Origin of the sequence: Nocardioides sp. SR21 (assembly GCF_022761125.1) — a bacterium.
Classification (GTDB): domain Bacteria; phylum Actinomycetota; class Actinomycetes; order Propionibacteriales; family Nocardioidaceae; genus Nocardioides.
The window spans coordinates 80528-103284 of sequence record NZ_JAKWJR010000001.1 but is presented as its reverse complement, the minus strand read 5'-3'; the positions used below and the strand labels follow the sequence as shown (position 1 = coordinate 103284).

At 70.0% G+C, this 22757-nt stretch carries 22 protein-coding genes; 4 read left to right on the top strand and 18 right to left on the bottom strand.

The window, feature by feature from the left end; genetic code table 11:
- Positions 1–51: 51 nt before the first annotated feature.
- The 17 genes from MJ604_RS00550 to MJ604_RS00470 all read right to left on the bottom strand — a co-directional run bounded on the left by MJ604_RS00550 (position 52) and on the right by MJ604_RS00470 (position 18465).
- The gene (locus MJ604_RS00550; RefSeq protein WP_279235271.1) at positions 52–984 is read right to left on the bottom strand and encodes a polyprenyl synthetase family protein; all 933 of its coding nucleotides are present in this window, start codon (positions 982–984) and stop codon (positions 52–54) included.
- A gap of 62 nt (positions 985–1046) precedes the next feature.
- Positions 1047–2642 (bottom strand): NADH-quinone oxidoreductase subunit NuoN, encoded by a 1596-nt coding sequence (gene nuoN / locus MJ604_RS00545; protein WP_243056326.1) that lies wholly within the window; start codon positions 2640–2642, stop codon positions 1047–1049.
- A complete protein-coding gene (locus tag MJ604_RS00540; RefSeq protein ID WP_243056325.1) occupies positions 2642–4180 on the bottom strand; it encodes an NADH-quinone oxidoreductase subunit M in 1539 nt (512 codons plus the stop codon). Before MJ604_RS00540 ends, nuoN begins: the two co-directional genes overlap by 1 nt.
- Positions 4177–6108, bottom strand: coding sequence for an NADH-quinone oxidoreductase subunit L (gene nuoL / locus MJ604_RS00535; RefSeq protein WP_243056324.1), 1932 nt, complete (start codon positions 6106–6108; stop codon positions 4177–4179). Before nuoL ends, MJ604_RS00540 begins: the two co-directional genes overlap by 4 nt.
- A gap of 13 nt (positions 6109–6121) precedes the next feature.
- On the bottom strand, positions 6122–6421 hold the full coding sequence (gene nuoK / locus MJ604_RS00530) for an NADH-quinone oxidoreductase subunit NuoK (RefSeq protein ID WP_243056323.1): 300 nt from the start codon (positions 6419–6421) through the stop codon (positions 6122–6124).
- Complete coding sequence (locus MJ604_RS00525) at positions 6418–7215, bottom strand: NADH-quinone oxidoreductase subunit J (protein ID WP_279235270.1); 798 nt, start codon at positions 7213–7215, stop codon at positions 6418–6420. The genes nuoK and MJ604_RS00525 overlap by 4 nt, the downstream gene beginning before the upstream one ends.
- Before the next feature lie 26 nt (positions 7216–7241).
- The gene (gene nuoI, locus MJ604_RS00520; RefSeq protein WP_243056321.1) at positions 7242–7826 is read right to left on the bottom strand and encodes an NADH-quinone oxidoreductase subunit NuoI; all 585 of its coding nucleotides are present in this window, start codon (positions 7824–7826) and stop codon (positions 7242–7244) included.
- On the bottom strand, positions 7826–9109 hold the full coding sequence (gene nuoH / locus MJ604_RS00515; RefSeq protein ID WP_243056849.1) for an NADH-quinone oxidoreductase subunit NuoH: 1284 nt from the start codon (positions 9107–9109) through the stop codon (positions 7826–7828). Before nuoH ends, nuoI begins: the two co-directional genes overlap by 1 nt.
- Positions 9110–9114: 5 nt before the next feature.
- Entirely contained in the window at positions 9115–11484 is a 2370-nt protein-coding gene (locus MJ604_RS00510) for an NADH-quinone oxidoreductase subunit G (protein WP_243056320.1), read from the bottom strand.
- Entirely contained in the window at positions 11481–12791 is a 1311-nt protein-coding gene (gene nuoF, locus MJ604_RS00505) for an NADH-quinone oxidoreductase subunit NuoF (protein WP_243056319.1), read from the bottom strand. Before nuoF ends, MJ604_RS00510 begins: the two co-directional genes overlap by 4 nt.
- Positions 12784–13434: an NADH-quinone oxidoreductase subunit NuoE gene (gene nuoE, locus MJ604_RS00500; RefSeq protein WP_243056318.1), complete on the bottom strand. Its 651-nt coding sequence runs from the start codon at positions 13432–13434 to the stop codon at positions 12784–12786. The genes nuoF and nuoE overlap by 8 nt, the downstream gene beginning before the upstream one ends.
- On the bottom strand, positions 13434–14768 hold the full coding sequence (locus MJ604_RS00495) for an NADH-quinone oxidoreductase subunit D (RefSeq protein WP_243056317.1): 1335 nt from the start codon (positions 14766–14768) through the stop codon (positions 13434–13436). The genes nuoE and MJ604_RS00495 overlap by 1 nt, the downstream gene beginning before the upstream one ends.
- Positions 14768–15481 (bottom strand): NADH-quinone oxidoreductase subunit C, encoded by a 714-nt coding sequence (locus tag MJ604_RS00490; protein WP_243056316.1) that lies wholly within the window; start codon positions 15479–15481, stop codon positions 14768–14770. The genes MJ604_RS00495 and MJ604_RS00490 overlap by 1 nt, the downstream gene beginning before the upstream one ends.
- A complete protein-coding gene (locus MJ604_RS00485) occupies positions 15478–16035 on the bottom strand; it encodes an NADH-quinone oxidoreductase subunit B family protein (RefSeq protein WP_243056315.1) in 558 nt (185 codons plus the stop codon). The genes MJ604_RS00490 and MJ604_RS00485 overlap by 4 nt, the downstream gene beginning before the upstream one ends.
- Positions 16036–16161: 126 nt before the next feature.
- On the bottom strand, positions 16162–16521 hold the full coding sequence (locus MJ604_RS00480) for an NADH-quinone oxidoreductase subunit A (protein WP_243056848.1): 360 nt from the start codon (positions 16519–16521) through the stop codon (positions 16162–16164).
- 603 nt (positions 16522–17124) lie between these two features.
- Entirely contained in the window at positions 17125–17820 is a 696-nt protein-coding gene (locus tag MJ604_RS00475; protein WP_279235269.1) for a demethylmenaquinone methyltransferase, read from the bottom strand.
- An 18-nt stretch (positions 17821–17838) separates the two neighbouring features.
- Positions 17839–18465 carry a hypothetical protein gene (locus MJ604_RS00470; protein WP_243056313.1) on the bottom strand — a complete coding sequence of 209 codons (627 nt, stop codon included), beginning with the start codon at positions 18463–18465 and terminating at the stop codon, positions 17839–17841.
- Between the two features lie 66 nt (positions 18466–18531).
- On the opposite strand from MJ604_RS00470, the gene MJ604_RS00465 reads away from it, so the two are divergent.
- Positions 18532–19752: an isochorismate synthase MenF gene (locus MJ604_RS00465; RefSeq protein WP_243056312.1), complete on the top strand. Its 1221-nt coding sequence runs from the start codon at positions 18532–18534 to the stop codon at positions 19750–19752.
- Between the two features lie 8 nt (positions 19753–19760).
- On the opposite strand, the gene MJ604_RS00460 is transcribed toward MJ604_RS00465, so the two are convergent.
- On the bottom strand, positions 19761–20396 hold the full coding sequence (locus tag MJ604_RS00460) for an MBL fold metallo-hydrolase (RefSeq protein WP_243056311.1): 636 nt from the start codon (positions 20394–20396) through the stop codon (positions 19761–19763).
- Between the two features lie 17 nt (positions 20397–20413).
- Between MJ604_RS00460 and MJ604_RS00455 the strand changes: the two genes are divergently transcribed.
- From MJ604_RS00455 to MJ604_RS00445, 3 genes are read left to right on the top strand one after another with little or no spacing between them, the layout of a single operon-like run.
- Positions 20414–21022 carry a LysE family transporter gene (locus MJ604_RS00455; protein ID WP_243056310.1) on the top strand — a complete coding sequence of 203 codons (609 nt, stop codon included), beginning with the start codon at positions 20414–20416 and terminating at the stop codon, positions 21020–21022.
- Positions 21019–21498: a GNAT family N-acetyltransferase gene (locus tag MJ604_RS00450; protein WP_243056309.1), complete on the top strand. Its 480-nt coding sequence runs from the start codon at positions 21019–21021 to the stop codon at positions 21496–21498. Before MJ604_RS00455 ends, MJ604_RS00450 begins: the two co-directional genes overlap by 4 nt.
- Positions 21495–22670, top strand: a complete 1176-nt coding sequence (locus MJ604_RS00445; RefSeq protein WP_243056308.1) for a cytochrome P450 — start codon at positions 21495–21497, stop codon at positions 22668–22670. The genes MJ604_RS00450 and MJ604_RS00445 overlap by 4 nt, the downstream gene beginning before the upstream one ends.
- The last annotated feature ends 87 nt before the right edge of the window (positions 22671–22757 follow it).

Genomic DNA, 22757 nt, shown 5'->3' with positions numbered 1-22757 from the left:
CGACGGTCCAGAGCCACCCGAGAGGCGGACGACCCGACTAGGACGACCGGACTAGGAGGAGCGGACGGCGACCACGTCGGCGAACGCCTCGAGGGCGTCGCGGACCGGGCCCGGGGGGAGTACGGCGAGCTTGGCCTTGGCCTCGGCCGCCTGGGCGACGACGTAGGCGCGGGCCTCGTCCATCGCCGGGTGCTTGCGGAGCAGGTCGAGCGTCTCGGCGTGCCGGTCGTCGTCGCCGAGGTCACCGTCGAGCAGCTCGATCAGGCGGGCGTCGGCGGGGTCGTTCGCGGCGCGGGCCATCAGCACCGGCAGCGTGGGCACGCCCTCGCGCAGGTCGGTGCCCGGGGTCTTGCCGGACTCGCCGGAGTCGGAGGCGATGTCGAGGATGTCGTCGGAGAGCTGGAACGCCGAGCCGACGATCTCGCCGTACGCCGTCAGCGCCTCCTCGACCTCCTGGGAGGCGCCGCCGAAGCGGGCGCCGTACCGGGCCGACGTGGCGATCAGCGAGCCGGTCTTGCCGGCGACCACCTCGAGGTAGTGCGCGAGCGGGTCCTCCCCCGGCTGCGGCGCGACGGTCTCGAGGATCTGCCCCTCGACCAGGCGGGTGAACGTCTGCGCCTGGATGCGGACGGCGTCCGCGCCCAGGTCGGCGGTCAGCTCCGAGGACTTCGAGAACAGGAAGTCGCCGGTGAGGATCGCGACGTGGTTGCCCCAGATGGAGTGGGCGGTGTCGGCGCCGCGGCGCAGGTCCGCCTCGTCCATGACGTCGTCGTGGTACAGCGACGCCAGGTGGGTGAGCTCGACGACGCACGCCGCGGTGACGACCTCCTCGGACTCCGGGTGGTCGCCGGTCTCCGCGGCGAGCAGCACCAGCAGCGGCCGGAACCGCTTCCCGCCCGCGGCCATCAGGTGGCCGGCGGTCTCACTGACGAAGCCTGCGCGGCTGCGGACGTGGCCCGCCAGCGCCTCCTCGACCACGACCATCCGGTCGCGAAGCCGACCGGCGAGAGCGTCGTCAGTTACGGGAAGCGCCAACCCAGGGAACGTCACCTGACGAATTCTCCCGCATGGGCCGCGAGCGTGAGAACCGGGCCGGGCAGGATGCCCAGGACGAGGGTCGCGGCAAGGCCCACGAGGATGGTCGCGCTGGTCAGGATCGACGGCCGGGTCACGCTGGCCACCTCGCCCTCGGGCTCACCCTCGACGAAGAACATCAGCACGATCACCCGCACGTAGAAGAACACCGCGACGATGCTGCAGAGGATCGCGGCGATCACCACCGGCCAGGCGCCGGCGGACAGCGCGACCGTGAACACCGCCCACTTCCCGACGAAGCCGGCGGTCAGCGGGATGCCGGCCATCGACAGCAGGAAGAACGCGAACAGGCCGGCCACCAGCGGCGACCGCTTGCCGAGACCCTGCCAGCGCGCGAACGACGTCGCCTCGCCACCGGAGTCGCGCACCAGCGTCACCACGGCGAAGGCGCCGATCATCGCGAAGCCGTACGTCGTCAGGTAGAACAGCACCGCCTGCATCGAGGTGACCTCGCCGTCGGAGAGCTGCGAGGCCTGCTGCACGCCGAGCACGCCGGTGAGCAGGAAGCCGGTGTGCGCCACCGAGGAGTAGGCCAGCATCCGCTTCATGTCGGTCTGCACGACCGCGAGGACGGCGCCGACGACCATCGTCAGGATCGCGATCACCCACAGCATCGGCTGCCACGACCAGCGCTCGGATCCGAAGGCGACGTAGAAGAGTCGCATCAGCGCGCCGAAAGCGGCGATCTTGGTGCCGGCGGCCATGAAGCCGGTGACCGGGGTCGGGGCGCCCTGGTAGACGTCCGGGGTCCAGTTGTGGAACGGCGCGGCGCCGACCTTGAACAGCAGGCCGACCGCGAGCATGCCGAGGCCGATCAGCAGCAGCGTGCTGTTGCCGACGTCGTTGCTGACCGCCTCGCTGATGTCGGCGTAGTCCATGGAGCCGGCGAAGCCGTAGACCAGCGCGACGCCGTACAGGAAGAAGCCGGAGGAGAACGCACCGAGCAGGAAGTACTTGAGCGCGGCCTCCTGGCTGAGCAGCCGGCGCCGGCGGGCGAGGCCGCAGAGCAGGTACAGCGGCAGCGAGAGCACCTCGAGCGCGACGAACAGCGTCAGCAGGTCGTTCGCGGCGGGGAACATCATCATGCCGAAGACCGCGAACATCATCAGCGGGTAAACCTCGGTGTGCTCGAGGCCGCGGGTCGACGCCTGGCGCTCCGCCTCGGTGCCCGGCAGCGCGGCGGCCTGGCCGGCGAACGCCGACACCCCGCCCTCGAGCCGGCGCTCCGCGAACAGCAGCACGCCGCCGAGCGAGAAGACCAGGATGATGCCCCACAGGAACACCGTCGGCCCGTCGATGGCGAGCGAGCCCTCGACGCCGATCAGGCCACGCGCCTGGCCGTCCCCGAGGACGTCGAGCTCGCCCGCGATCATGATGGTGCCGACCAGGGCGGCCACCAGCCCCAGGGCGGCGAGCACGGTCTGCACGAGGTAGCGGCGCTCGCGCGGCACGAAGGCCTCGACGACGACACCGAGGCACGCGACCCCGAAGATGACGAGCAGCGGCCAGATCTCGGCGTACTCGATGCTGGGCTTCACGAAGTCCATCAGTGAGCACCTTCCTCGGCGTGGTCCGCGGCCGGCACCGTGGGTTCGTCATCGGACACCCCGACGTGTTCCAGCAGGGTGTCGACGGTCGGGTTCGCGGCGTCGAGCAGCGGCATCGGGAAGAACCCGAAGAACACCAGTGCGACCATCAGGGGCACGACCGCGACCAGCTCGCGCCGGTTCAGGTCCTTGAGTCCCTCGTCGCCGGGGACCGACGGGCCGGTCATCGTGCGCTGGTAGAGCCAGAGCACGTAGATCGCGGCGAGCACGATGCCGGTGACCGCGACGACGCCGACCCACCAGTGGTAGTCGAAGGCCGCGATCATCACCAGGATCTCGGAGACGAACTGGCTGAGGCCGGGCAGGCCGAGCGTCGCGAGGCCGGCGATCAGGAACAGGCCGGCGAGGACGGGCGCCCGGTTCTGGACGCCGCTGATCTCGCTGATGAGCGAGGTGCCCTTGCGCTTGATCAGGTAGCCCGCGATCAGGAACAGCGCGGCGGTCCCGACACCGTGGTTGACCATGTAGAGGATCGAGCCGGAGCCACCCTGGCTGCTGAACGCGAAGATCCCGAGCGTGATGAAGCCGAAGTGGCTCAGCGACGTCAGGCCGATGAGGCGCAGGATGTCGTCCTGGCCGATCGCGAGGAACGCGCCGTACACGATGGAGATCAGCGCCAGCGTCACGACGACCGGCGTCGCCCACTGCGAGGCCTCCGGGAACAGCCCGAGGCAGAACCGCAGCATGCCGAAGGTGCCGATCTTGTCGAGCACGCAGACCAGCAGCACGCTGGTTCCCGGCGTCGCCTTCTCGGTCGTGTCGGCCAGCCACGTGTGCAGCGGGAACAGCGGCGCCTTGACCGCGAACGCGATCATGAAGCCGATGAACAGCCACCGCTCCCACGTGGTGCTCATGTCGATGTTCTGCAGGTCCGACAGGAGGTACGACGGGTTGCCGGCGTCGGCCGACACGACGTACAGCCCGATCACCGCGGCGAGCAGCACGAGGCCACCGCCGAGCTGGTACATCAGGAACTTGAGTGCCGCGAACGCGCGGCCCTCACGGCCGAACCCGCCGATCAGGAAGTACGCCGGGATCAGCGTGGCCTCGAACACGACGTAGAACAGGAACACGTCGGTCGCCGCGAACACGATCAGCGCGAACGCCTCGAGGGCGAGCGCCCAGGCGAAGAACGCCGGCACGTTCCTGCCGTCCGCCTCGTTCCAGGACGCGACGAACACGACCGGGACGAGGGCCACGGTCAGCAGGATCAGCAGCAGGCCGAGCCCGTCGACACCCAGCGCGTAGTGGACGCCGAACGCCTCGATCCACGTGTGCGTCTCTTGCAGCTGCATGCCACCGTCGCCGGTGTCGAACTGCGCGGCGACCGCGATGCCCACCGCGAGCGTGAGCAGCGAGAAGCCCAGCGCGACCTGCTTGGGCAGCACCGAGCCGGGCGCCTTGGGCAGGAAGGCCACCAGCACCGCACCCACGAGGGGCACGGCCCAGAGGACTGTCAGCCAGGGGAAGTCGTTCACGTCAGGTTCACCGCCAGGAGGGCCAGCACGACGATCAGGGTGCCGGCGAGCAGGGACAGGGCGTAGGAGCGGACGTAGCCGTTCTGGACCCGGCGTCCGACGGTGGCGAGCGCGCCGACCGCCATCGGGCCGCCGGTGAGGACGCCGTCGACCACCTTGTCGTCCAGGACCAGCGAGCCGGCGACTGCGTGACGACCCGGGTTCACCACGAGGGTGTCGTTGATCAGGTTGCCGTAGACCTCTTCACGGCCGGCCCGCGTGACGAACGAGACGTCCTGGGGCGCCTCGCGCGGCACGTCGCGCTTGCCGATCAGGACCCAGGCCAGGGCGACACCGACAGCCACCACGCACACGGCGATGATGCTGATGACAAGCGCCGGGAGCGGCGGGTCCTCGTGCGCACCGACGCCCGTGACCGGCGCGAGGAAGTCGACGATCCAGTCGTTGAGGATGAGGACCCCGCCGAGCACCGACAGTGCGGCGAGCACGATCAACGGCACGGTCATCACCGACGGCGACTCGTGCGGGTGGACGTCCTTCTCCCAGCGCTTGTTGGTGAAGAACGTCATCAGCATCATCCGGGTCATGTAGAAGCCCGTGACGCCCGCGCCCAGCAGGGCGCAGAGCCCGACCAGCCAGTTGTCGGCCAGCGCGGTCTCGATGATCTTGTCCTTCGACCAGAAGCCGGAGAAACCGGGGAACCCGATGATCGCGAGGTAGCCCATCGCGAACGTCAGGTACGTGATCGGCATCGCCTTGCGGACCATGCCGTAGTGGCGCATGTCCACGTCGTCGTCCATGCCGTGCATGACCGAGCCGGCGCCGAGGAACATGTTGGCCTTGAAGAAGCCGTGCATCAGCAGGTGGAAGATCGCGAACGCGTAGCCCGCGACGCCGAGGCCGGCGGCCAGCATCATGTAGCCGATCTGGCTCATCGTGGAGCCGGCGAGGGCCTTCTTGATGTCGTCCTTCGCGCAGCCGATCCACGCACCCCAGAAGATCGAGATGATCGCGACGACCACCACGGCGGTCTGCGCGTGCGGGGCGAGCTCGAACACGAAGTTGGAGCGGACGATCAGGTAGACGCCCGCGGTCACCATGGTCGCGGCGTGGATGAGCGCCGACACCGGGGTCGGGCCCTCCATCGCGTCCAGCAGCCAGGCCTGGAGCGGGAACTGCGCGGACTTGCCGCAGGCACCGACCAGGAGCAGGAGGCCGAGGATCGTCACCTGCGTCTCCGACGCGTTGGCGACGTTCTCGCTGATCACCGTGAAGCTGGTGGAGCCGAACAGGACGAAGAACATCATGATCGCGAGCGACAGACCCATGTCGCCGACGCGGTTGATCACGAACGCCTTCTTGCCCGCAGCCGCTGCGCTGGGCTTGTGCTGCCAGAAGCTGATCAGCAGGTACGACGCCAGGCCGACGCCCTCCCAGCCGAGGAACAGGCCGAGGTAGTTCTCGGCGAGCACCAGCATCAGCATCGCGGAGACGAAGAGGTTGAGGTAGCCGAAGAACCGGCGCCGACGCGGGTCGTGCGACATGTAGCCGATCGAGTAGACGTGGATCAGTGACCCGACGCCGGTGATCAGCAGCAGGAACAGCGCCGACAGCGGGTCGTACAGCAGGTCCATGCCCACGTCGAGGTGGCCGACCTCGAACCAGGTGTACAGGTGCTGCGAGACCTGGCGGTCGTCGTCGGCCCGGCCGAGCAGGCTGAAGAACATCACCACCGACAGGACGAACGAGCCGATCGGCAGCGCCGTGCCGAGCAGGTGGCCCCACTTGTCGGTGTACTTGCCACCGATCAGCAGGATCGCAGCGCCCGCCAGGGGCAGCGCGATGATCAGCCAGAGCAGGCTGAAGACGCCGTCCGCGGAGGTCGGGTCGACGACCGGGATGGTCTCGCCTCCGTGCAGAGCAATCATCTGTACGTCGCTCCTAGTACTTGAGGAGGCTGGCGTCGTCGACCGAGGCCGAGCGACGGGTCCGGAAGATGGTCATGATGATCGCGAGCCCGACCACGACCTCGGCCGCGGCCACCACCATCACGAAGAAGGCGGCGATCTGGCCGTCGAGGTTGCCGTGCTGCTTGGCGAAGGCGACCAGCGCGAGGTTCGAGGCGTTGAGCATCAGCTCGACGCACATGAACACGACGATCGCGTTGCGCCGGGTCAGGACCCCGACGCACCCGATCGTGAAGAGGATGCCCGAGAGGACGATGTAGGCGGTGATGTTCACGCGTCATCTCCCGTCGCCGGAGCGTCCTCGGTCGTGGACGCCGGCGTGGCCGCGTCGCGGCCGCCGGCGTGCGGCGCCCCGCCGACCTGGCGGTCGATCTCCTGGATGTCCTCGGCGAGCGCCGGCGCGGAGCGGACGACGCCCCGGGCCGTGAGCACCCGCGACACCGAGGTCGGGGCGGCGGTGCCGTCCGGCAGCAGCGCCGGGGTGTCGACCGCGTTGTGCCGGGCGTAGACGCCGGGCGACGGCAGCGGACCGAGGTGCTTGCCGGACTCCGCGTAGTCCTGGACCCGCTGGGCGGCCTGGGCCTGCTGGGTCGGCTTGGGCGTCAGGCGCTCGCGGTGCGCGAGCACCATCGCGCCGACGGCCGCCGTGATCAGCAGCGCGCTGGTGACCTCGAAGCCGAAGACGTAGCGGGAGAACAGGATGTTGGCGAGGGCCTGGATGTTGCCGCCCTCGTTGGCCTCGTCGAGGCCGACCGCGGTGCCGAGCGAGATCTGGCCGAGGCCGATGACCAGCAGCAGGCCGAGGGCCAGTCCGCCGAGCATCGCGAGCACCCGCTGGCCGCGGATCGTCTCGACGACGGAGTCCGACGCGTCGACGCCGACGAGCATCAGCACGAAGAGGAACAGCATCAGGATCGCGCCGGTGTAGACGATGATCTGCACCGCGAAGAGGAACGGCGCGTCGAGCCCGGCGTACAGGACGGCGAGGCTGATCATCACGACCGCCAGCAGCAGCGCGGCGTGCACGGCCTTGCGGACGAACAGGATGCCGAGCGCGGCGATCACCATGATCGGCGCGAGGATCCAGAACGCGGTCACTTGTCCGCCTCCTGTCCAGCGGCGGCCGGCGCCGGCGCGGAGTACTCGCCGCGGTAGTAGGCGCCCTCGTCGTCACCGAGCCGCATCGGGTGCGGCGGCTGCTCCATGCCCGGCAGCAGCGGGGCGAGCAGGTCGGACTTCTCGTAGATGAGGTCCGCCCGGTTGTTGTCGGCCAGCTCGTACTCGTTGGTCATCGTGAGCGCGCGCGTCGGGCAGGCCTCGATGCACAGGCCGCAGAGGATGCAGCGCAGGTAGTTGATCTGGTAGACGCGGCCGTAGCGCTCGCCGGGGCTGAAGCGCCCAGACCCGTCGGGCAGATCGGTGTTCGACGCACCCTCGACGTAGATCGCATCGGCCGGGCAGGCCCAGGCGCACAGCTCGCAGCCGATGCACTTCTCCAGGCCGTCGGGCCAGCGGTTGAGCTGGTGCCGGCCGTGGAAGCGCGGTGCCGTCGGGTGCTGGTCCTTGTCGAACGGGTACTGCTCGGTGACGACCTTCTTGAACATCGTCCGGAAGGTCACCCCGAAACCCGCGATGGGGTCCCAGAACTGTTCCTTCATGCTCTTGGACTCGTCGGCCATCAGGCGTCGCCTCCCGTGACGGTGGGGCTGGATGATGAGAACGTCAGCGGCTGGGCCGCGCCGCGGACGGCACCACCGGCCGGCATCGGCGGGACCGGGAAGCCGCCCGGGTGCGGAGCCGCGACGGCGGCCTCCTCGGCGTCGGACTCCTCCTTGGCGCCGACGAAGAACAGCACCAGGAAGATCACCGCCAGGGCGCCGATGCCGATCAGGAGGTACTGCCGGTCGATGCCGCCGTCGAGCGAGATCGAGCGGATGGTCGCGACCGCGACGATCCAGACCAACGCGATCGGGATCAGCCGCTTCCAGCCGAACGCCATGAACTGGTCGTAGCGCAGGCGGGGCAGCGAGCCGCGCAGCCAGATGAAGATGAAGATGAAGAACAGCACCTTGCCGAAGAACCACAGCACCGGCCAGTAGCCCTGGTTGGCGCCCGCCCAGACCTCGTCGATCCAGAACGGCGCGTGCCAGCCGCCGAGGAACAGCGTGGTCGCGAGCGCGGACACCGTCGCCATGTTGATGTACTCGGCCAGGAAGAACAGCGCGAACTTCAGCGAGCTGTACTCGGTGTGGAAGCCACCCACCAGCTCGCCCTCGGCCTCGGGGAGGTCGAACGGCGCGCGGTTGGTCTCACCGATCATCGCGATCACGTAGATCACGAACGACGGCACCAGGATCAGGCCGAACCACAGGTCGTCCTGCGCCTCGACGATCTCGGAGGTCGACATCGAGCCGGCGTACAGGAACACCGCGACGAGCGCGAGGCCCATCGCGACCTCGTAGGAGATCATCTGCGCACTCGAGCGCAGGCCGCCGAGCAGCGAGTACGTCGAGCCGCTCGACCAGCCGCCGAGCACGATGCCGTAGATGCCGATCGAGGCGACCGCCATCACGAACAGCACGGCCACCGGCATGTCGGTCAGCTGGAGCGGCGTCTCCTGCCCGAAGAGGTTCACGACCGGGCCGAACGGGATCACCGCGAACGTCACGAACGCGGGGACCGTCGCGATCACCGGCGCGAGCAGGAAGACCCACTTGTCCGCGGCCTTCGGGATGATGTCCTCCTTCAGCGCCAGCTTCACGCCGTCCGCGAGGGACTGGAGCAGGCCGAAGGGTCCGTGCACGTTGGGGCCGATCCGGTGCTGCATGCGGGCCACGACCCGGCGCTCCCACCAGATGTTGAACAGCGTGAGCAGGACCAGGACCACGAAGATCATCAGGGCCTTGACCAGGACGATCCACCAGACGTCGTTGCCGAACTCCGACAGGTCGTCGGCCTCCATCACGATCACTGGTTCGCTCCCTTCACGGTGACCCGGCTGCCGGGCGAGGCGAGGTCGGCCAGCACGCCGCGGCCGAAGGAGTTCGCAGGGACCCAGACCACACCGTCGGCGAGGTCGGCGGGCTCGGCCGGCAGCGTGACCGAGCCGCGGTCACCGGTGAGGGTGACGGTCGGCCCGACCGCGTCGTACGCCGACCGGCTCAGCCGCGCGACCGGCGCACGGCCGGTGGCGAGATAGGCCTTGTCGCCGTCCTGCATCGAGCCGTTGTCGACGAGCAGCTTCCACGTCGAGACGGCCAGACCGTCCCCGGTGGTCGAGCTCGTCGGGACCGGGCTGTGGGCAGCTCGCGCGCCGTCCCAGGGGCCCATCTCCTCCATCTGCGCCCGCGCCTCGGCGACGGTGCGGAAGCCCAGGGACAGGTCCAGCTCCTCGGCGATGCCGGCGAGGATCCGCAGGTCCGGCAGGGAGTTCGGGTTGCTGAAGACCGCGTCGAAGGTCCGCGGGCGGCCCTCCCACGTCACGAACATCCCGGCCTTGTCGGTGACCGGGGCGACCGGGAACACCACGTCGGCGGCCCGGGTCACGTCGGTCTCACGCAGCTCGAGCGCGACGACGAACGACGCCGCCTCGATCGCCGCACGGGTCGCGGCCGGGTCGCTGGTGTCGTCCGGGTCGACGCCACCGATGACCAGGCCGCCGAGCTCGCCGGCGACCAGCGCCGCGACGATCTGGTCGGCGTCACGGCCTGCGGAGTCGGGCAGCGAGTCGACACCCCACGTGGTGGCGGCGTCGACGCGGGCAGCGGCGTCGGAGACCGGGCGGCCACCGGGCAGCAGGTTCGGCAGGCAGCCGGTCTCGACCGCACCGCGGTCGCCGGCCCTGCGCGGCACCCACGCCAGACGGGCGCCGGACTCGGCGGCAGCGCTCAGCGCGCCGGGCGACGTCGCGAGGCGCTCGCCGACGAGCAGGACCGTGTCGGCGTCGACGTCGAGGGCCGCGATCGCGGCGGCCTCCTCGCCGGGCGCCGTCCGGACCAGCTCTCCGGCCAGCTTCGTCAGGCCGCGGGTGGCGTACGGCGCGATCGACACGACGCGGGTCGTGCCTGCCGTCACCGCCTTGCGCAGCCGCAGGAAGATCGCGCCGGCCTCGTCCTCGGGCTCGAGCCCGACGAGCACCACGGTCTTCGCCGACTCGAGGTCGGAGAAGGAGACCGCCCCCTGAGACGGGGTGCGGAGCACCACCTCGGACGCGAGGAACGACGCCTCCTCGGCCGAGAGCGGCCGGGAGCGGAAGTCGATGTCGTTGGTGCCCAGCGCCACGCGGGCGAACTTGCTGTACGCGTAGGCGTCCTCGGCGGTCAGCCGACCGCCGGTGAGGACCGCGGACGAGCCCGCCGCGCGCAGCCCGCGGGCGGCGACGGCGAAGGCCTCCGGCCACGAGGCGGGGCGCAGGGACCCGTCCTCGTCACGGACCTGCGGGTAGGTCAACCGGTCGGGCTGGTTCGCGTAGTGGAACGCGAACCGGTCCTTGTCAGTGATCCACTCCTCGTTGACCTCGGGGTCGTTGCCGGACAGCCGGCGCATGACCTTGCCGCGGCGGTGGTCGACGCGGATCGCGGAGCCGCACGAGTCGTGCTCGGCGATCGACGGCGACGAGACCAGGTCGAACGGCCGCGAGCGGAAGCGGTACTCCGCGCTCGTCAGCGCACCGACCGGGCAGATCTGGATGACGTTGCCGGAGAAGTACGAGAGGAACGGCGCGTTCTCGGCGATGCCGATCTGCTGCTGAGCGCCGCGCTCGACCAGCTCGATGAACGGGTCGCCGGCGATCTCGGAGGCGAAGCGGGTGCAGCGCTGGCAGACGATGCAGCGCTCGCGGTCGAGCAGCACCTGCGGGGAGATGTTGATCGGCTTCGGGAAGGTGCGCTTCACGCCCTCGAAGCGGGTCTCGCCGCGGCCGTTGGACATCGCCTGGTTCTGCAGCGGGCACTCGCCGCCCTTGTCACAGACCGGGCAGTCCAGCGGGTGGTTGATCAGCAGGAACTCCATGATCCCCTGCTGCGCCTTGTCGGCGACGGGGCTGGTGGCCTGCGTGTGCACGACCATGCCCTCGGCGACCGGCAGCGTGCAGGAGGCCTGCGGCTTCGGGAAGCCCCGGCCGTTGCCGGCGTCCGGCACGTCGACCAGGCACTGGCGGCAGGCGCCGACCGGCGCGAGCAGCGGGTGGTCGCAGAAGCGCGGGATCTGCACGCCGACCTGCTCGGCCGCGCGGATCACCAGCGTGTCCTTGGGAACGCTGACCTGGATGCCGTCGATGGTGACGGTGACCAGGTCCACCTTCTCGACTCCGTCGGTCGAGCCTGTCGTGACCGTCATGCGTTCGCTCCCTCAGCGGCGAAGAGGGTCGAGGCGGTGTGGTCGAAGGGACAACCGCCGTGGGTGAGGTGCGCGACGTACTCGTCGCGGAAGTACTGGATCGAGCTCGAGATCGGGCTCACCGCACCGTCGGCCAGCGCGCAGAACGAGCGGCCGAGGATGTTGTCGCACTGGTCGAGCAGCAGGTCGAGGTCGGCCTCGCTCCCCTGCCCCTTCTCCAGCGCGGCCAGGGTCTGCACCAGCCACCACGTGCCCTCGCGGCACGGGGTGCACTTGCCGCAGGACTCGTGCTTGTAGAACTCGGTCCACCGCAGCACCGCACGCACCACGCAGGTGGTGTCGTCGAAGATCTGCAGCGCGCGCGTGCCGAGCATCGAGCCGGCCGCGCCGACGCCCTCGAAGTCGAGGGGTACGTCGAGGTGCTCGGCCGTGAGGATGGGCGTGCTCGAGCCGCCGGGCGTCCAGAACTTCAGCTCGTGGCCCTCACGCATGCCGCCGGCCAGGTCGATCAGCGTGCGCAGCGTGATGCCGAGCGGGGCTTCGTACTGGCCGGGCTTCTTGACGTGGCCCGAGAGCGAGAAGATGCCGTAGCCCTTGGACTTCTCGGTGCCCATCGACGAGAACCAGCTCGCCCCGTTGCCGATGATGCTCGGCACCGACGCGATGGACTCGACGTTGTTGATGACCGTCGGGGAGGCGTAGAGGCCGGCGACCGCGGGGAACGGCGGGCGCAGCCGCGGCTGGCCGCGACGGCCCTCGAGGCCCTCGAGCAGCGCGGTCTCCTCGCCGCAGATGTAGGCGCCGGCGCCGGCGTGGACCACGACGTCGAGGTCGTAGCCGGAACCGTGGATGTTCTTGCCGAGGTGCCCGGCGTCGTACGCCTCGCGCACGGCGTTCTGCACGCGGCGGATCACGTGCAGCACCTCGCCGCGGATGTAGATGAACGCCTTGTTGGCGCGGATCGCGTAGGAGCTGATGATCACGCCCTCCACGAGCGTGTGCGGGCTGGCCATCATCAGCGGGATGTCCTTGCAGGTGCCCGGCTCCGACTCGTCGGCGTTGACGACGAGGTACTTCGGCTTCGGGTTGTCCTGCGGGATGAAGCCCCACTTCATGCCGGTCGGGAAGCCGGCGCCGCCACGACCGCGGAGACCGGAGTCCTTGACCGCGGCGATGATCGCGTCGGGGTCCATCGCGAACGCCTTGTCGAGCGCGGAGTAGCCGCCGCGGGCGGCGTACGACGCGAGCGTCCAGGCGCGGTCGTCACCCCAGTTGTCGGTGAGGACCGGGGTCAGGGTGTCAGGCATTGTTGGCCTCCGGTGCGGTCCAGCCCTGCTCGCGGGCGATCTCGAGGCCGACCAGCGAGGCCGGACCGGCGGCCGGGCCGTCGTCGGCACGTCCGTCGGGGAAGCCGGCGAGCACCCGCTCGGCCTCGCGCCAGGTGCAGATCTTCGGGCCCCGGGTCGACTGGACCTCCTTGCCCGCGCGGAGGTCGTCGACCAGCTGCGTCGCGGACTCCGGGGTCTGGTTGTCCATGAACTCCCAGTTGACCATCACGACCGGTGCGTAGTCGCAGGCCGCGTTGCACTCGACGTGCTCGAGGGTGATCTTGCCGTCCTCGGTGGTCTCGTCGTTGCCGACGTCGAGGTGGCCCTTGAGCCGCTCGAAGATCGCGTCGCCGCCCATCACCGCGCAGAGCGTGTTGGTGCAGACGCCGACGTGGTAGTCGCCGACCGGGCGGCGCTTGTACATCGTGTAGAACGTCGCGACACCGCTGACCTCGGCCGCGGTGATGCCGAGGATCTCCGCGCACAGCTCGATGCCCTCGGAGGTGACCCGGCCCTCGACCGACTGCACCAGGTGCAGCATCGGCAGCAGGCCGGAGCGGGCCTCGGGGTAGCGCGCCGCGATCTCGCGGAGCTCGCTCTTGGTCTTGTCGTCGATCGCCATTACCGGTCGACGCCTCCCATCACCGGGTCGATGGACGCGATCGCGACGATGACGTCGGCGACCATGCCGCCCTCACTCATCACGCTCGTGGCCTGCAGGTTGGTGAACGACGGGTCCCGGAAGTGCGCCCGGAACGGTCGCGTGCCGCCGTCGGAGACGACGTGCGCCCCGAGCTCGCCGCGGGGCGACTCGATCGGGACGTAGGCCTGGCCGGCCGGGACCCGGAAGCCCTCGGTCACCAGCTTGAAGTGGTGGATCAGCGCTTCCATCGACTCACCCATGATGTGGCGGATGTGGTCGAGGCTGTTGCCCATGCCGTCGCTGCCGATCGCGAGCTGGCTGGGCCAGGCGATCTTCTTGTCGCCGACCATCACCGGCTGACCGTCCATCTTCGCCAGCCGGTCCGCGGCCTGCTCGACGATCTTCAGCGACTCCCACATCTCGGCGAGGCGCACCCGGAACCGGCCGTACGAGTCGCTGGTGTCCCAGGTCTGCACGTCGAAGTCGTAGGTCTCGTAGCCGGAGTACGGCTGGGTCTTGCGCAGGTCCCACGGGTAGCCGGTGCTGCGCAGCACCGGTCCGCTGAGGCCGAGCGCGAGGCAGCCGGCTAGGTCGAGGTGGCCGACGCCCTCGAGACGGGCCTTGAAGATCGGGTTCGCGTTGCAGAGGTCGGCGTACTCGGGGAGGCGCTTGCGCATCAGCGCGATGAAGCCGCGGATCTCGTCGAGCGCGCCCGGCGGCAGGTCCTGCGCGACACCACCGGGGCGGATGAACGCGTGGTTCATCCGCAGGCCGGTGATCAGCTCGAACAGGTCGAGCACCAGCTCGCGCTCGCGGAAGCCGATCGTCATCACGGTCAGCGCGCCGATCTCCATGCCGCCGGTGGCGATGCAGACCAGGTGCGATGAGATGCGGTTGAGCTCCATGAGCAGGACCCGCATGACCTGGGCCTTCTCGGGGATCTCGTCCTCGATGTCGAGCAGCCGCTCGACGCCGAGCACGTAGGTCATCTCGTTGTGGAACGGCGAGAGGTAGTCCATCCGGGTGCAGAACGTGACGCCCTGCGTCCAGGAGCGGTACTCCATGTTCTTCTCGATGCCCGTGTGCAGGTAGCCGATGCCGCAGCGGGCCTCGGTGACCGTCTCGCCCTCGAGCTCGAGGATCAGCCGGAGCACGCCGTGCGTGGACGGGTGCTGCGGGCCCATGTTGACCACGACCCGCTCGTCGGCCTCTTCTGCAAGACCCTCGGCGATCGAGTCCCAGTCCTGACCGGTGACGGTGAAGACCTTGCCCTCGGTCGTCTCGGAGCTGCCTGCGTAGTAGTCGGTGCTCATCAGTTGTAGCTCCTGCGCTCGTCAGGAGGCGGAACCGTGCCGCCCTTGTACTCGACGGGGATGCCGCCGAGGGGGTAGTCCTTGCGCTGCGGGTGGCCCGGCCAGTCGTCGGGCATCAGGATCCGCGTGAGCGCGGGGTGACCGTCGAAGACGATGCCGAACATGTCGAACGTCTCGCGCTCGTGCCAGTCGTTGGTCGGGTAGACCGACACGATCGACGGGATGTGCGGATCGGCGTCGGGCGCGGTGACCTCGAGGCGGATCCGGCGGTTGTGGGTCATCGAGAGCAGGTGGTAGACCGCGTGCAGCTCGTGGCCGGAGTCCTCGGGGTAGTGCACGCCGCTGACGCCGGAGCAGAACTCGAAGCGCAGCCGCTCGTCGTCGCGCAGCAGCTGCGCGACCGCGAGCAGGTCCTCGCGACGCACGTGGAACGTGATCTCGCCACGGTGGACCACCACGCGGCTGGCGCCGAGCTCGAGCCCGGCGGCACCGGCCGCGGCCTCGAGCGCGTCGGCGACCTCGTCGAACCAGCCGCCGTACGGGCGCTGGGCCTCACCGGGCAGGACCTTGGCCTGGGTGAGGCCGCCGTACCCGCTGGTGTCGCCGGTGCCGTGGACGCCGAACATGCCCTGGCGGACGCCGACCTGCTGGACCTCGCCGGTCGGGGCGGGGACGTTCTCGGGAGTCTTGTCGGTGTGGTCGGACTCGGTCACCGGAGCATGCCCTTCATCTCGGAGGTGGGCAGCGCGCGGAGGGCGGCGGTCTCGAGCTCCTCGATCTGGCGCTCGCGGTTGACGCCGAGCTTGGTGTTCTGGACCTGGTCGTGCAGCTTGAGGATCGCGTCGATGAGCATCTCCGGACGCGGCGGGCAGCCGGGGAGGTACATGTCGACGGGGACGACGTGGTCGACGCCCTGGACGACGGCGTAGTTGTTGAACATCCCGCCGCTGCTGGAGCAGACGCCCATCGCCAGTACCCACTTGGGGTTCGGCATCTGGTCGTAGATCTGGCGCAGGACCGGGGCCATCTTCTGGCTCACGCGGCCGGCCACGATCATCAGGTCGGCCTGGCGCGGGCTGGCGCGGAAGACCTCCATGCCGAAGCGAGCCAGGTCGTACTTCGGGCCGCCGCTGGTCATCATCTCGATGGCGCAGCAGGCGAGGCCGAAGGTCGCCGGCCAGAACGACGCCTTGCGCATGTAGCCCGCGACGCCCTCGACGGTCGTCAGCAGGACGCCGCTGGGGAGCTTCTCTTCGATACCGACCATGTCAGTTGTTCTCCCAGCTCGTCGAGAGTCGTGAGGTGCGTGCCATGCCAAGGCCGAGGGGGGCGCGAAGCGCCCTGGCGGTCGTCGACCGACGAGAACGCAGGCAGGGTGCGTACATCACGGCCCTCAATCCCATTCGAGGCCGCCGCGGCGCCAGACATAGGCGTAGGCGACGAAGACGGTGGCGATGAAGATGACCATCTCGACCAGCCCGAAGAGCTTCAGGGAGTCGAACTGCACCGCCCACGGGTACAGGAAGATGATCTCGATGTCGAAGACGATGAAGAGCATCGCGGTGATGTAGTACTTCACCGGGAACCGGCCGCCGCCGACCGGCTGCGGAGTGGGCTCGATGCCGCACTCGTAGGAGTCCAGCCGGGCCCGGTTGTAGCGGCTCGGGCCGACGAACGCGCTCATGATCACGGAGCCGACCGCGAACGCTGCAGCGATGAGAGCCAGTACCAGCACCGGCGTGTAGAGCTCCATGCCTTGCCTTCCCATCAGCATTTTGTGACTTTGTGAACTGAATCACTAAGTGTCGCGGAACACAGTTAACCACTCCCGAAAGCAGGCCGCACCCGGGGGTGCCCGAACCCGGCGCACCCCCTGAATACCCAGCCTGACCTGGGGATTTCGGCAATGGGAACGTGTGCTAATTCGGGCCTCCGGTGATGGAGCGGCGAGCGCGGGCGAGCGCAGGGGCAGGGCCTCGACAGTCTCGACTCCGGCACTCCCGGTGGTTGAGCAGCGAGCGCCGGGGCACGGCCTCGTCAGGCTCGACGCCGGCACTCCCGGTGGTTGAGCAGCGAGCGCCAGCGAGCGTCGTCGAAACCCCCGAAGCCGACGCAGCGCGTCGAGTGCAGGTCTCGTCAGGCTCGGCTCCGGCACTCCCGGTGGTTGAGCAGCGAGCGCCAGCGAAGCGTCGTCGAAACCCCCGAAGCCGACGCAGCGCGTCGAGTGCGGGGTCTCGTCAGGCTCGGCTCCGGCACTCCCGGTGGTTGAGCAGCGAGCGCCAGCGAGCGTCGTCGAAACCCCCGAAGCCGACGCAGCGCGTCGAGTGCAGGTCTCGTCGGGCTCGACCGACGGAGGTCAGGCGGTCGCGCGGTGCAGCGCGACGATCCCGCCGGAGAGGTTGCTCCACTCCGGCGCGTTCCAGCCGGCGGCCTCGACCATGTTGGCCAGGCCCTGCTGGTCGGGCCACGCCCGGATCGACTCCGCCAGGTAGACGTAGGCGTCCGGCGACGACGACAGCGCCCGCGCGACCGGCGGGAGCGCCTTCATGAGGTACTCGACGTAGACCGTGCGGAACGGCGCCCAGGTCGGGTGGCTGAACTCGCACACCACGAGCCGGCCACCGGGCTTGGTCACCCGGCGCATCTCGCGCAGACCGGCCAGCGGGTCCACGATGTTGCGCAGCCCGAAGGAGATCGTGACCGCGTCGAACGTGTCGTCGGCGAACGGCAGCTGCGTCCCGTCACCGGCCGTGAACGGCAGGTGCGGCTTGGCGGCCTTGCCGACCTTGAGCATCCCGAGCGAGAAGTCGCACGGCACCACGTCGGCACCCCGATCCGCGAACGGCTGGCTCGAGGTACCCGTCCCGGCGGCGAGGTCGAGGACCCGCTCGCCCGGACGCGGGTCGACGGCCGCGATCACGGCCTTGCGCCACTGGCGGTCCTGCCCGAGCGAGAGGACGTCGTTGGTGACGTCGTAGCGGCGGGCGACGGCGTCGAACATGCGACGTACGTCGGACGGCTGCTTGTCGAGCTCTGCGCGGACCACGCGCAGAGACTACGGGGCCTGCCGTCAGGACTCGACGGCCGCCTCGAAGACGTCGTCGGCGAGGTCCATGAGGTCCTCGGCGGTGACCGTGTCGGAGCTGAGCTGGACGGTCACGCCGTCGCGGGTGACCTGGCACTCGCTGGCGGTCTGGGCGGGCATGCCCTGCTGGCTCGAGCCGGACGTGATGATGCAGACGCCGTCGCCGACGTTCTCCATCGTGATGCCGCCCGCGCCCTCGGTCGCCTCGGGGTCGGTCAGCGAGCTCGGGGCGAAGGCGCCGCCCTCGGCCTCGATCACCTGGACGAACACCGCCTCGGTGGCGTTGACGACGTAGCTCCGGGTCACCGCCGACGTGCCCAGGACGTCCGGCAGGACCTTGTTGCCGTACGACGTGCTGTCGGCCTGCTGCTTCGCGATCGCCTCCGCCTGCGCGGCGAGCTCACCCTCGGTGAAGGAGGACTCGAGGTCGGCAGCGGCGTACCCGCCCGGAAGGGAGTCGGGGAGCGTCAGGGACATCGACTCGGACGAGTCCTCGTCCGCCGTGGCCTCGGGCAGGACGACCGAGAACAGGACCATGCTGGTCAGGATCAGGAGTCCGAGGACGATCCCGATGAACATGGGGACCCGGCTGGAGGAAGTGGTGGCGCTCACGGGATTCGACGGTACCCCGACTCCCGGAACCTGCTCCGCGCGGGGTCCTTGAGTAGTCTCGGGGCCGTGACGCTCACCGTGCGCACCGTCCGCCTCGACCTCGACGCGGCGGCGAAGCTTCTCGACCTGGTCCCCGCCGACCGGCCCGTGACGTGGCTGCGCAACGGCGACGGCCTGGTCGGATGGGGCGTGGCGGCCGAGGTGCGCACCCACGGCATCACCCGGTTCGCCGACGCCGCCAAGTGGTGGAGCGAGCTGACCGCGCGGGCCGACGTGCGCGACGAGGTCAGCGAGCCGGGCACCGGCCTGGTCTCCTTCGGCTCGTTCGCGTTCGGCGACGAGCCCGGCGACTCGGTGCTCGTCGTCCCGCAGGTCGTGGTCGGCCGCCGCGGTGACGTGGCCTGGCTGACGACCGTCGGCGACGTCAGCGTCGTACCCGCTCCGGCGGAGCCGCCGGCCGCACCGGTTGCGGTGAGCTTCGCCGACGGTGCGCTGAACGGCGAGCAGTGGATGTCGGTCGTCGCCGACGCCGTCGCCCGGATCAGCCGCGGCGACCTGGAGAAGGTCGTGCTGGCGCGCGACCTGGTGGCGACCGCGAGCGAGCCCATCGACGTGCGCTGGCCGCTCGCGCGGCTCACCGAGCAGTACCCCATGTGCTGGACGTTCAACGTCGACGGCATGTTCGGCGCGACGCCGGAGATGCTGGTCCGCCGCGAGCGCGGCCTGGTCACGTCACGCGTCCTGGCCGGCACCATCCGGCGCACCGGCGACGACGAGCGCGACCTGGCGCTGGCGGCCACGCTCGCGCGGTCGTCGAAGGACCTCGAGGAGCACGAGTACGCCGTGCGCTCGGTCGCCGACGCCCTCGAGCCGCACTGCTCGTCGATGAACGTCCCCGAGGCGCCGTTCGTCCTGCACCTGCCGAACGTCATGCACCTCGCGACCGACGTCGCGGGCGTCGTGCACGACGCGGCCACCGTCTCCTCGCTGCAGCTCGCCGAGGCGCTGCACCCGTCGGCCGCCGTCGGCGGCACCCCGACCGTGGTCGCCACGTCGCTCATCGAGGAGATCGAGGGCATGGCGCGCGATCGCTACGCCGGCCCGGTCGGCTGGATGGACGCCTCCGGCGACGGCGAGTGGGGCATCGCGCTGCGCTCCGCCGCGATCTCCGGCTCGACCGTGCGCCTGTTCGCCGGGTGCGGCATCGTCGCCGACTCCGACCCCGAGGCCGAGCTGGCCGAGTCGCAGGCGAAGTTCGTCCCCGTGCGTGACGCCCTCACCAGCTGAGCTTCGGGTCAGAGGTCCTCGCCGTCCTTGCGACGCAGGTACTCCAGCCCTTCCTGGGGCAGGAACGCGTTCATGTGGTTCTCGAGGATCCCGTGCGCGGCGTCGGTGTAGATCCGGTCGTGGATCGCGAGGTTGCGCGGTGCCTTCACCGCGCGGGCGAAGTCGACGGCCTCGGAGGCCTTGAGCCACGGGGCCGACGACGGCACGAGGAGTACGTCGACCGCCTCGCCGGGCTCGGTCAGCGCGTCGCCCGGGTGGTAGATCTTCGTGCCGCCGGCGTCGATCACGTAGCCGCTGTTGAAGATCCGCGGGAACTCCGGGTGGATGACCGCGTGCATCTCGCCGACCGCGCGCACCGGCAGGCCGACGTCGAAGGAGTCGCCGGGCGAGACCACGGTGACCCGCTCCGCGACGTCCGGCGCCTCGCCGCGGATCGAGGCCTCGACGGCGGCGATCGTGAAGATCGGGGCGTCGGTCGCGCGGAGGTGGTCGACGACCATGTGGTCGAAGTGCTCGTGGGTGATCAGCACCGCGCCGGCGCCGTCGACGGCCTCGGCGTCGGTGAACATCCCCGGGTCGAGGACGACGGTCGTGCCGTCGTGCTCGATGCGGACGCAGGCGTGGCCGAACTTCGTGATCCTCATGTCTCTACGATGCCACCGTGCTCGAGGTGGTCCTCTCCGGTCTCGTCACCGGTTGGGCGATCGCCATCCCGATCGGCGCGGTCGGGGCGTTCCTCGTCACGCTCGCGGCGCGTACGTCGTTCCGCGTGGGCGCGGCCGGCGCGCTCGGCATCGCCACGATCGACGGTGCCTACGCGGCACTCGCGGTGGTCGCGGGCGCGGCGATCGCCACTGTCCTCGAGCCGATCAGCCACGCGCTGACCATCGCCTCCGGGATCGTGCTGCTCGTGATCGCCGGCCTGACGGCGGTCCATGCGATCGGCACCGCGGGCAGGGTGCGCGAGGTCCGGCCGATGAGCGCGCGGACGGCGTTCGCCCTGTTCCTCGGCATCACGGCCGTGAACCCCACGACCGTCGTCTACTTCGCCGCCGTCGTCCTGGGCAACCAGCACCTGGTCTCGAACGCCGTCGAGGGCGTCGTGTTCGTGCTCGCCGCGTTCCTCGCGAGCGCGTCCTGGCAGCTGCTGCTCGCCGGCGGAGGCGCCGCGCTCGGCAAGGTCGCGACCGGTCACCGGGCGCACCTGGTCACGGGCCTGGTGTCCTCGGTGGTCATCGCCGGACTGGCCCTCCATACGATGCTCGGGTGACTCCGACCCTGCGGGTCGCCGCGCCCGCCGACGCCGCGGCCGGCGCCGCGATGCACAACGCTTGCTGGCGCGAGGCGTACGCCCCGTACGCCGTACCCGAGAGGCTCGCCGAGCGCCTGGCCGACACTCCGCGCTGGCTGAGCGCCTGGACCAAGCAGCTCACCGACGGCCCGCCGCGGATCCTAGCGGAGGCCGACGGGGAGCTGGTCGGCTTCGCCACCCTCGGCCCGACCCGCGACGACGCCGGGACGCCGGTGGAGCTGTACGCGCTCTACACGCGCGCCGCGTACTGGGGCACGGGGCTCGGGCAGCGGCTCTGGGACGCCGTACGACCCGACGACCCGTGCTCCTTGTGGGTGCTGGAGGACAACGCCCGAGCGGTCGCGTTCTACCGTCGGCAGGGCTTCGAGCCCGACGGCGCGCGGGAGCTCTACGACGACCTCGGCACCTGGGAGATCAGAATGGTCCGACCATGACGTACTTCGACCTCTCCGACCCGACGTTCGACGTCACCTCACCCACGGTGCACGACGCCCGTGACGACAGCTGGTACGTCGAGACCAACTGGGGCTGGGCCGTCCTGCGGTACGCCGAGGTGAGCGCGATCCTGCGCGACCGCCGGTTCCGCCAGGGCAACGCCCGCTGGCCCGCGCAGAACGGCATCCACTCCGGACTGTTCTCGGACTGGTGGCAGGAGACCCTGCTCAGCCTCGAGGGCGAGGACCACTCGCGGATCCGGCGGCTGCTGATGCCGGCGTTCCGCAACAAGACGATCGCCGCGATGCGGCCCCGCTTCCAGGCGCTCGCCAACGAGCTGATCGACGGCTTCGCCGGGCGGGGCGAGGTCGAGTTCATCAGCGAGTTCGCGGAGCCGTACGCCGCCCGCATCATCTGCGTGCTGCTCGGGCTGCCCGAGGACAACTGGCCGCAGGTCGCGCACTGGGCCGACGACCTCGGAGCGTCGTTCTCGATCGACGTCGGCAACCAGGTCCCGCGGATCGAGGCCGCGCTCGACGGGCTGTACGGCTACGTCGCCGAGGTGGTCGCCGACCGGCGCCTGCACCCGCAGGACGACCTGGTCACGACGCTGGTGCAGGCGACCGACGACGGTGACCGGCTCAGCGAGCACGAGCTCGGCGTCGCGCTGGTGTTCCTCGCGTTCGCCGGGATGGAGACCACGCGCAACCAGCTCGGCCTCGCGCTGCAGACGCTGCTCCAGCACCCCGACCAGTGGAAGCTGCTGGCCGAGCGGCCGGAGCTCGGCGAGAACGCCGTCGAGGAGGTCATGCGGGTCAACCCGACGGTGACCTGGGTGACCCGCGAGGCGTTGGAGGACCTGGAGTTCCAGGGCCTGCACATCCCGAAGGGCGGCATCGTGCAGACGCTCTCGCACAGCGCCGGCACCGACCCGTCCGCGATGCCCGACCCCGCGTTCGACATCACCCAGCAGCGCCCGCCGCACCACGGCTTCGGGGCCGGCGTGCACCACTGCCTCGGGCACTTCGTCGCCCGCACCGACATGGCGGTCGCGTTGCCGCTGCTCGCCCAGCGGATGCCGGACGCCGTGCCCGACGGCCCGGGCGACTGGCTGCCGGTGTCGGGCAACACGGGAGCCGTGCGGTTCCCGATCCGGTTCGCGGCGAGCTAGCCGGCTGTCGCAGCTTCACCATGTGATGCAGGCGAACCTGCACTTCTCATGGCGTGCAGGCCATGTGAAGTGCAGGTTCGACCACTG